Origin of the sequence: Kitasatospora sp. NPDC059577 (genome assembly GCF_042735475.1) — a bacterium.
GTDB lineage: Bacteria > Actinomycetota > Actinomycetes > Streptomycetales > Streptomycetaceae > Kitasatospora.
Map to the genome: position 1 here is coordinate 66642 of NZ_JBHWBZ010000022.1, position 8414 is coordinate 75055.

Below are 8414 nucleotides of genomic sequence, written 5' to 3' on the forward strand. Positions count from 1 at the left end.
CAGGAGGGGCCGGGGCCCCCTGGCTCAGTGCGACTCTTCGAGGGCACCGGCGATGTAGCTGCTGGCCAGCATCACGAAGATGTAGGCCTGCAGGAACTGGACCAGCAGCTCGAAGGCGGTCAGCGCGACGGCGACGACGAACGAGGCCGAGCCGTACAGCGCGCCCAGGGTCGGGCTGAGCAGGTACCAGGAGGCGATGGAGAACATCACGATCAGCAGGTGGCCGGCGAACATGTTCGCGAAGGCTCGGACCGCGAGCGTGAAGGGGCGCACGAAGATGTTCGAGAAGAACTCGATCGGCACCAGGATGAACATGACCCAGCCGGGGATGCCCGAGGGCCAGCAGAGGTTCTTGAAACCGCCGACGAAGCCGTGCTTCTTGAAGGTCAGCGTCATGTAGGTGACCCACACGACCGCCGCGAGGCCGGCCGGGAACGCGATCGCCGCCGTCACCGGGAACTGCGCGAACGGAATGACCGACATGATGTTCATCAACCAGATGAAGAAGAACATCGAGACCAGCATCGGGACGTACTTCTCGCCCTTCTTGCCGATCGTCTCGAGCACGATGGAGCGCTTGACGAAGTCGTAGCCGATCTCACCGACCAGCTGCAGCTTGCCGGGGACCAGGCGCGGCTTGGCGAAGGCGGCCCAGAAGAAGACGATCACCAGCACCGCGACGACCATCGACAGCAGCATCGGCTTGTTGAAGTAGAAGCTGCCGATGGTGAAGATCGGCTTGAAGTCGAATTCGTTCAGACCCGGGGCCGGGAAGCCGCAGCCAGCGTCCCCGAAGTGGCAACTGCCTGAGGCGAGGGACGTGAGTTCAGCACTCACCACGGACTCCTTCGTCGTGACGCATGGATACGGCAACCTCGGTGTGTCGGCGTGGCCTGCGGCCACGGAGCGGCACTGGAACTTGATGGGTTTCTCGCCGACCCCGCACGGCTGCGCGCTGCGCTGCTGCGGGATCATCGAAGACTGCGCGGGTCCGGGGGGCGATCGGTCCGCTGTCCGGACAGACCAGGCCTCTTCCCGTACTCCGTTGTTGCGACGGACGATAGCAGGCCGTCAGTGCGGCATAAACACCGCCCCCCTCGTTGGGGGGACAGTCGGGCCTCGTCACTGTTGACGTCCGGAGTCGGAGGGCTTGTCGCCCTTCTTTTCCGAGGCGTCGGGGTCGACGTAGAAGGTCTTGGCCTTGAGCGCACCGCGCACCTGGAAGCCCGTCCAGATCAGCGCGCAACCCAGCAGCGTGAAGGCGAACGCCTGCCGGTTGAACAGGTCGGTGTCCTTGAAGACCGCCAGGACGATGCCGACCAGCAGGATCTGCGTGGTGTACACCAGGAGCGCCGCGGCCATCATGATGTGCGGGTTCGACCTGGTCAGCCGGTCGAGCGCGACCTGGCCCGAGCTGAAGAACGCCATCACGAGCAGAGCGCCGAAGAGGGCGCCGAGCAGCCCCTTCCCACCGGCGACGGCGAACGAGATCGCCATGGCGATGATCCCGGCGACCGCAGTGGGAATCGCGGCGCCTCGGAGGATCCGGGCGTCGGTGGACGGCATGTCGGCAGCTCCGGCGGCATGTCGAGTGGCGGGGGGACGGGCACAGACGGTGGTGAGTGACACCGACCGAGGCATCGCCGTCGGGCCGCCCGCTGGAACGGCGGGCCCGTCGAGGGAGACCGACAGGGACGGAAGTCATCCACCTGTCAGGTCTTTCGGCGTGTTCTCGGTACTCGTGAACGGTATCACAAACTATTTGATGAGAGCTTTACCATGAATGTGTGGCACCTGTCACACCAACGGCGCAGCGAATCCACCGTATGGATGAGGCCAGTTGACGGATCGTCAACTCCCCTGTCAGCGACGGCCGCCGGCGGTGGGGCCGTGGTCGGCGCGCTCGGAGGAGTCCCGACTCGCTTCACCCAGAAGTTGCTTGTCCTTCGCCGACAGTTCGGCCATCGGACCGGTAGGACGGCGGCGGTACCGCGGCGGGACGAAGGACTGCACCGCCCGCGGGGCGCGCGGCCGGAACCGCGGGGTGAGCAGCACCACCAGGCCGAGCAGGCAGAGCCCGGCGAGCGTCAGGACCACGGCGCGGCCGGTGTTGGTGACCGAGAAGGCCACCGAGCCGAAGGCGATCAGCGCGGCCCAGAAGTACATGATCAGCACGGCCCGGCTGTGCGAGTGGCCGACCTGCAGCAAGCGGTGGTGCAGGTGGCGCTTGTCCGCGGCGAACGGCGACTGGCCGGCCCAGGTGCGGCGCACCACGGCGAGCAGCAGGTCGGCCAGCGGCAGCGCGATGACCGTCAGCGGCAGCAGCAGCGGGATGTAGATCGGCACCAGGGCGTGCACCGTGGCGGTCTGCGAACCGGTCTCGTTGTTGATCAGGTCCGGGTCGACCCGGCCGGTGATGGAGATCGCGGCGACGGCCAGCATCAGGCCCAGCATCATCGAGCCGGAGTCGCCCATGAAGATCCGCGCGGGGTGCATGTTGTGCGCCAGGAAGCCCAGGCACATGCCGATCAGCAGCACGCTGAACAGCACGGCGGGGGCCGCGTCGGTGATCGCGTAGCCGTACCAGAGCCGGTAGCTGTACAGGAAGAACGCGATCGCGGCGATGCAGACCATGCCGCCGGCCAGACCGTCCAGGCCGTCGATGAAGTTCACCGCGTTGACCATGACGACGACCAGGGTGACCGAGATGACCATGCCCTGGGTCGGGCTCACCGCGACCGCGCCGACGCCGGGCACCGGGAGGGTGATCACCGTGACGCCCTGCCAGACCATCACACCGGCGGCGATCATCTGGCCGCCGAGCTTCACCAGGGCGTCCACGCCCCACTTGTCGTCGAGGACGCCGAGCAGCCACATGATCCCGGCGCCGGACAGCAGCGCGCGGATGTCGGTGCTCTGGTTGAACACCTTGCTCAGGTTGTCGAGTTGCGAGGCGACCAGGATGCCCGCGCAGAGCCCGCCGAACATCGCGATGCCGCCGAGCCGCGGCGTGGGCTCGCGATGCACGTCGCGGGCGCGCACCGGCGGCATGGCTCCGGCCGCGATGGCGAACTTCCGGACCGGGCCGGTGAGCAGGTAGGTGACGGCGGCGGTGCAGAACAGCACCAGCAGATACTCACGCACCACTGGCCTCCTGCATCACTGTCGAACGGGGAGATACCGAAGGTACTCCCCTGTCTTCCCGGGGTTCGAGGTGCGTCGCCACGGCACACACCTTATTGAGTCGGACGCCGGGTACGTGCATCGCGGTTCGCTCTCCCGGGTAGGAGATCCCGATGCCCGGGGACCGATCGCGGTCAGCCCCGATCGGCGAAGGCCAGCGCGAGTTCCCGCACGCGCGCCGCGACGGGCGCCACTGCGCCCCCGGCGAGCACCCGTGCGATCAACGCGGCGATCTCCGACAGCTCCCCCTCGCCCATCCCCTGGCTGGTCACGGTGCCCGTCCCGAGCCGGATCCCGGAGGCCTCGGTCGGCGGCGCAGGGTCGAACGGCAGTGCGCACTTGCCGAGCAGCAGTCCGGCGGCCGCGCAGCGCCGCTCGGCCTCCGCTCCGGTCACGCCGAGCGGACTCACGTCGGCCGTCACCAGGTGGGTGTCGGTACCGCCCGTCAGAGGGCGCACGCCGGCCTCTGCGAGCCCCGCGGCGAGCATCCGCGCCCCGGACACCGTCCGCTCCGCGTACGCCCGGTAGGCGGGCGTCGAGGCCTCCGCGAGGGCCACCGCCTTGCCGGCCACCTCGTTCATCGCCGCGCCGCCCTGGCTGAACGGGAACACCGCGCGGTCGATCCGCTCGGCCAGCTCCGCCGTGCACAGCAGCAGCCCGCCGCGCGGGCCGCGCAGCAGCTTGTGGGTCGCCGCGACGGTGACGTCCGCGTACGGCACCGGGGACGGCGCCACCCCGGCCGCGACCAGACCCGTGGTCTGCGCGGCGGAGGCGATCAGGTAGGCGTCCACCTCGTCGGCGATCTCCCGGAACGCCGCCCAGTCCGGGTGCCGGGGGTGGGAGATCGAGCCCGCCACGATCGCCTTGGGGCGGTGCTGCCGGGCCAGGTCGCGCACCTGGTCGAGGTCGATCAGGCCGTCGTCCTCGCGCACGCCGTAGCCGGTGAAGGCGAACCAGCGGCCGGAGAAGTTGGCGCGCGAGCCGCAGCTGAGGTGGCCACCGTGCTCCAGCGACATCGCCAGCACCCCGTCACCGGGCCGCAGCAGCGCCGCGTACGCCGCCAGCATCGCCGAAGTCGCCGACCGGGGCTGGACGTTGGCGTGCGGGGCGGCGAACAGCTCGCGGGCCCGGTCGATCGCCAGCAGCTCGGCGGCGTCCGCCAGCGCACAGCCCGTGTGGTGCCGGCGGCCCGGGTAGCCCTCGGCGTACTTGTCGATCAGCGGGCCGGTGAGCGCCGCCAGGACGGCCGCGGTGGTGAGGTTCTCCCCCGCCAGCAGCTGGATCGTCTCGGCCCGCCGCTCGGCCTCCGCGGCCAGCAGGTCCGCCAGCTGCGGATCCGCCCGGTACAGGGCCTCGGACGCCCGTGGACGCCCCTTCGTCTCGATCGGGCCGGTCGCGGCATCGGTGACGGTCATCGTGGGACTCCCGGGCGCTGCGGGTGGGGGCACCTCCGGCCGGACACCGAGGAGGTGGATCCAGCGTAGGACCGCCACCGCCGCCCGGCCCGCCGGGACGGGGCCGTTCGGCCGTCAGCGGCGCGCCGACACGCCCGTGAGCGCGGTGACCACCGGGTCGACCGCGTGGAATATCTCCTCGCCGCAGTTGCGGAACATGCCGATCGGTGCGCCGTACGGGTCGTCCACCTCGTCCGACTCCGGGGTGGCGGCCAGCAGCCAGCCGCGCAGCGCGGCGGCCGCCCGGACCAGCGCCCGGGCCCGCTCGGTGACGTCGGCACCGCGCCGGGGGTCGGGCAACGTGCCCGGGTCTATCGTCCGCACCAGGCGGGTGAACTCCTTCAGCGTGAAGGTGCGCAGCCCCGCCTCGTGGCCCATCGAGATCACCTGGGCGCGGTGGTCCAGGGTCGCGGTCAGCACCAGGTCGGCCTCGACCACGTGCTCGTCCAGCAGCTCGCGGCCGGTGAAACCACCGCTGTCGGCCCCGTACTCGTCGAGCACGGTCGCGGCGTGGTCCTCCATCGGCGCGCCCTCGTGGCCCCAGGTGCCGGCGCTCTCCACCAGGATCCGCCCGGCCACCCGGGGGCTCAGCCGGGTGTCCAGCTCACGCCGGGTGAGCCGCTCGGCGATCGGCGAGCGGCAGATGTTCCCCGTGCAGACGAACAGGATCCGGAAGTGGTCCAGCGGCCTGGGGCCCACGCTCAGGTACGGCGCTATGCCGGGCCCGGAGTGGAGCGAGGCGGTGGGCGTCAACTGCCGGCCTCCAGGTCGGGGACGACCTCCCTCAGCTGCTCGACGCTGATCGCGCCGGCCCGCAGCAGGACCGGGACCTTGCCGGTGACGTCGACGATGGACGAGGCGGCGGAGTGGTCGGCCGACCCGCCGTCCAGGTAGACCGAGATCGCGTCGCCGAGCTGCGACTGCGCCTCGTCGCAGGTCAGCGGCGACGAGCCGCCGATCCGGTTGGCGCTGGAGACGGCCATCGGGCCGGTGGCGTTCAGCAGCTCGATGGCGACCGGGTGCAGCGGCATCCGGACCGCGACGGTGCCGCGGGTCTCGCCGAGGTCCCAGCGCAGCGAGGGCTGGTGCCGGGCGACCAGGGTCAGCCCGCCGGGCCAGAAGGCGTCGACCAGCTCCCAGGCCTGCTCGGAGAAGTCCGTGACCAGACCGTGCAGCGTGGTCGGCGAGCCGACCAGCACCGGCGACGGCGTGCCGCGGCCGCGGCCCCGGGCGGTCATCAGCTCGCCGACGGCCTCCGGGGAGAAGGCGTCCGCGCCGACCCCGTACAGGGTGTCGGTGGGCAGCACGACGAGTTCGCCGCGGCGGACGGCCGAGGCGGCCTCACGCAGGCCGGTGGCACGGTCCCCGGCATCGGCACAGTCGTAGCGGCGGCTCATCGGTGCGGTCCCCTTCCGGAGTGGCTCATGGCGGTCACCACGGCCGTCACAGCGCGGCCGTGCGGGCGGCGGAGCCGCGCTCGGTGGTCACGACCCCACCCTTCGGGCGGTCGTACTGCGCTGGACTGTTCACGACCCCACCCTTCGGGCGGTCGTACTGCGCTGAACTGTTCACGACCCCACCCTTCGGGCGGTCGTGAAGCGCGGCCGGTTGTTCAGGTCGCGGTGGTCGGCGGTGTCCGTCCAGCCGCGTTCCTCGTTGAAGATCCACGGCACCTGGCCGCCCTGCTGGTCGGCGTGCTCGATCACCACCGCGCCGCCCGGGCGCAGCAGCCGTGCGGCCACCCGCTCGATGCCGCGGATGGTGTCCAGGCCGTCCTCGCCGGAGAACAGCGACATCTGCGGGTCGTGGTCGCGGGCCTCCGGTGCGACGTACTCCCACTCGGTGAGCGGGATGTACGGCGGGTTGGAGATCACCAGGTCGAAGCGGCCGTCCCAGGAGCGGTCGGTCTCGAAGGCCTTGGTGGCGTCGCCGGCGTGCAGGGTGACGCGGGCGCGGTCCGGGCTGGCCTCGATGTTGCGCCGGGTGTACTCCAGCGCTCCCTCGTCCAGTTCGAAGGCGTGCACGGTCGAGCGCGGCAGCTCCTGGGCCAGGGCGAGCGCGATCGCGCCGGAGCCGGAGCACAGGTCCACCACCAGCGGCTCGGCCACGTCCATGTCGCGCACCGCGTCTATGGCCCACTCGACGACCGTCTCGGTCTCCGGCCGGGGCACGAACACCCCGGGGCCGACCGCCAGTTCGAGGTAGCGGAAGAACGCCCGACCGGTGATGTGCTGCAGCGGTTCGCGCGCCTCGCGACGGGAGACGGCCTCCCAGTAGCGGGCGTCGAAGTCGGCGTCCTTCACCGTGTGCAGCTGGCTGCGCTTGACGTTGTGGACGTGGGCGGCGAGCTCCTCCGCGTCGAAGCGCGGCGACGGAACGCCGGCCGCGGCCAGCCGCTGGGTGGCCTGGGCCACCTCGGCGAGCAGCAGGTTCATCCGTACGACCTCTTGTTTCTGCGCTCCGGCTCTCGGACTGCGCGTGGGCCGGGGCGCGCCGGTCTCAGTTCTCTTGGGCCGCGGCGAGCTTGGCCGCCGCGTCCTTGTCGACGCAGGACTGGATCACCGCGGTCAGCTCGCCGTCCAGGACCTGGTCCAGGTTGTACGACTTGAACCCCGTGCGGTGGTCCGAGATGCGGTTCTCGGGGTAGTTGTACGTCCGGATCCGCTCGGAGCGGTCCACCGTGCGGACCTGGCTGCGACGCGCGTCCGAGGCCTCGCGCTCGGCCTCCTCCTGCGCGGCGGCCAGCAGCCGCGAACGCAGGATGCGCATCGCCTGCTCCTTGTTCTGCAGCTGGCTCTTCTCGTTCTGGCAGGACGCCACGATACCGGTCGGCAGGTGGGTGATCCGGACCGCGGAGTCGGTGGTGTTGACCGACTGGCCGCCGGGGCCGGAGGAGCGGTAGACGTCGATCCGCAGGTCGTTGGCGACGATCTCGACCTCGACCTCCTCCGCCTCGGGGGTGACCAGCACGCCCGCCGCGGAGGTGTGGATGCGGCCCTGGGACTCGGTGGCCGGGACGCGCTGCACGCGGTGCACGCCGCCCTCGTACTTCAACCGCGCCCACACGCCCTGGCCGGGCTCGGTGTTGCCCTTGGTCTTCACGGCCACCGAGACGTCCTTGTAGCCGCCGAGGTCGGACTCGTTGGAGTCGATGATCTCGGTCTTCCAGCCGACCCGCTCCGCGTAGCGCAGGTACATCCGGAGCAGGTCACCGGCGAACAGCGCGGATTCCTCGCCGCCCTCGCCCGCCTTGATCTCCAGGATGACGTCCTTGTCGTCGCTCGGGTCGCGCGGCACCAGCAGCAGCCGCAGCTCCTCGGTGAGCTCGTCGCGGCGCGCCTCGGAGTCCTTCACCTCGGCGATGAACTCCGGCTCCTCGGCGGCGAGTTCGCGCGCGGCCTCGATGTCCTCGCCGGCCTGCCGCCACTGCCGGTAGACCCGGGTGATCGGGGTCAGCTCGGCGTACCGCTTGGCGAGCTTGCGGGCGTTCGCCTGGTCGGCGTGGACGGACGGGTCGGCCAGCCTCGTTTCGAGGTCGGCGTGCTCGACGAGGAGCTCTTCGACTGCCTCGAACATGGGGGGGCCTTCTTCCCGGGGGCTCGGAACGTGTTGGGGGGTTGCGGAACGGGGTGGGACTGGTGACGCGCGGGGGGACGCGAACGGGGCCCGCCCCCCCCCCCCCCCCCCACCACCTAGGGGGGCCCCGGGCCCCCCCCCCCGCGGGGGCCAGGCCCTCGCGCGGGGGGGGTTGAGGCCACCCGCGCACCACCGCGGCCC

General features: G+C 71.1%; 9 protein-coding genes. All 9 read right to left on the bottom strand.

Going from position 1 to position 8414, the window contains the following annotated elements; translation table 11 throughout:
- Positions 1-24: 24 nt before the first annotated feature.
- A complete protein-coding gene (gene atpB / locus ACFV0O_RS19250) occupies positions 25-837 on the bottom strand; it encodes a F0F1 ATP synthase subunit A (protein ID WP_360254001.1) in 813 nt (270 codons plus the stop codon).
- Positions 838-1122: 285 nt separating this feature from the next.
- Entirely contained in the window at positions 1123-1566 is a 444-nt protein-coding gene (locus ACFV0O_RS19255; RefSeq protein ID WP_380343020.1) for a hypothetical protein, read from the bottom strand.
- Between the two features lie 297 nt (positions 1567-1863).
- On the bottom strand, positions 1864-3144 hold the full coding sequence (locus tag ACFV0O_RS19260; protein WP_380343023.1) for an MraY family glycosyltransferase: 1281 nt from the start codon (positions 3142-3144) through the stop codon (positions 1864-1866).
- Positions 3145-3317: 173 nt separating this feature from the next.
- Positions 3318-4598 carry a serine hydroxymethyltransferase gene (gene glyA, locus ACFV0O_RS19265; RefSeq protein WP_380343026.1) on the bottom strand — a complete coding sequence of 427 codons (1281 nt, stop codon included), beginning with the start codon at positions 4596-4598 and terminating at the stop codon, positions 3318-3320.
- A 114-nt stretch (positions 4599-4712) separates the two neighbouring features.
- Positions 4713-5354, bottom strand: a complete 642-nt coding sequence (locus ACFV0O_RS19270; RefSeq protein WP_360254203.1) for a protein-tyrosine-phosphatase — start codon at positions 5352-5354, stop codon at positions 4713-4715.
- Between the two features lie 32 nt (positions 5355-5386).
- A complete protein-coding gene (locus ACFV0O_RS19275) occupies positions 5387-6034 on the bottom strand; it encodes an L-threonylcarbamoyladenylate synthase (RefSeq protein ID WP_360253993.1) in 648 nt (215 codons plus the stop codon).
- Positions 6035-6080: 46 nt separating this feature from the next.
- Positions 6081-6209 carry a hypothetical protein gene (locus ACFV0O_RS19280; protein ID WP_380343028.1) on the bottom strand — a complete coding sequence of 43 codons (129 nt, stop codon included), beginning with the start codon at positions 6207-6209 and terminating at the stop codon, positions 6081-6083.
- Entirely contained in the window at positions 6206-7072 is an 867-nt protein-coding gene (gene prmC, locus ACFV0O_RS19285) for a peptide chain release factor N(5)-glutamine methyltransferase (RefSeq protein ID WP_380343029.1), read from the bottom strand. Before prmC ends, ACFV0O_RS19280 begins: the two co-directional genes overlap by 4 nt.
- Positions 7073-7136: 64 nt before the next feature.
- Positions 7137-8213 carry a peptide chain release factor 1 gene (prfA, locus tag ACFV0O_RS19290; RefSeq protein ID WP_360253987.1) on the bottom strand — a complete coding sequence of 359 codons (1077 nt, stop codon included), beginning with the start codon at positions 8211-8213 and terminating at the stop codon, positions 7137-7139.
- Positions 8214-8414: the final 201 nt, after the last annotated feature.

Coding starts and splice junctions, on each gene's coding strand:
- ACFV0O_RS19275 (WP_360253993.1), bottom strand. CDS start 6,034: ATGAGCCGCCGCTACGACTGTGCCGATGCCGGGGACCGTGCCACCGGC.
- prfA (WP_360253987.1), bottom strand. CDS start 8,213: ATGTTCGAGGCAGTCGAAGAGCTCCTCGTCGAGCACGCCGACCTCGAA.
- prmC (WP_380343029.1), bottom strand. CDS start 7,072: ATGAACCTGCTGCTCGCCGAGGTGGCCCAGGCCACCCAGCGGCTGGCC.
- ACFV0O_RS19255 (WP_380343020.1), bottom strand. CDS start 1,566: ATGCCGTCCACCGACGCCCGGATCCTCCGAGGCGCCGCGATTCCCACT.
- glyA (WP_380343026.1), bottom strand. CDS start 4,598: ATGACCGTCACCGATGCCGCGACCGGCCCGATCGAGACGAAGGGGCGT.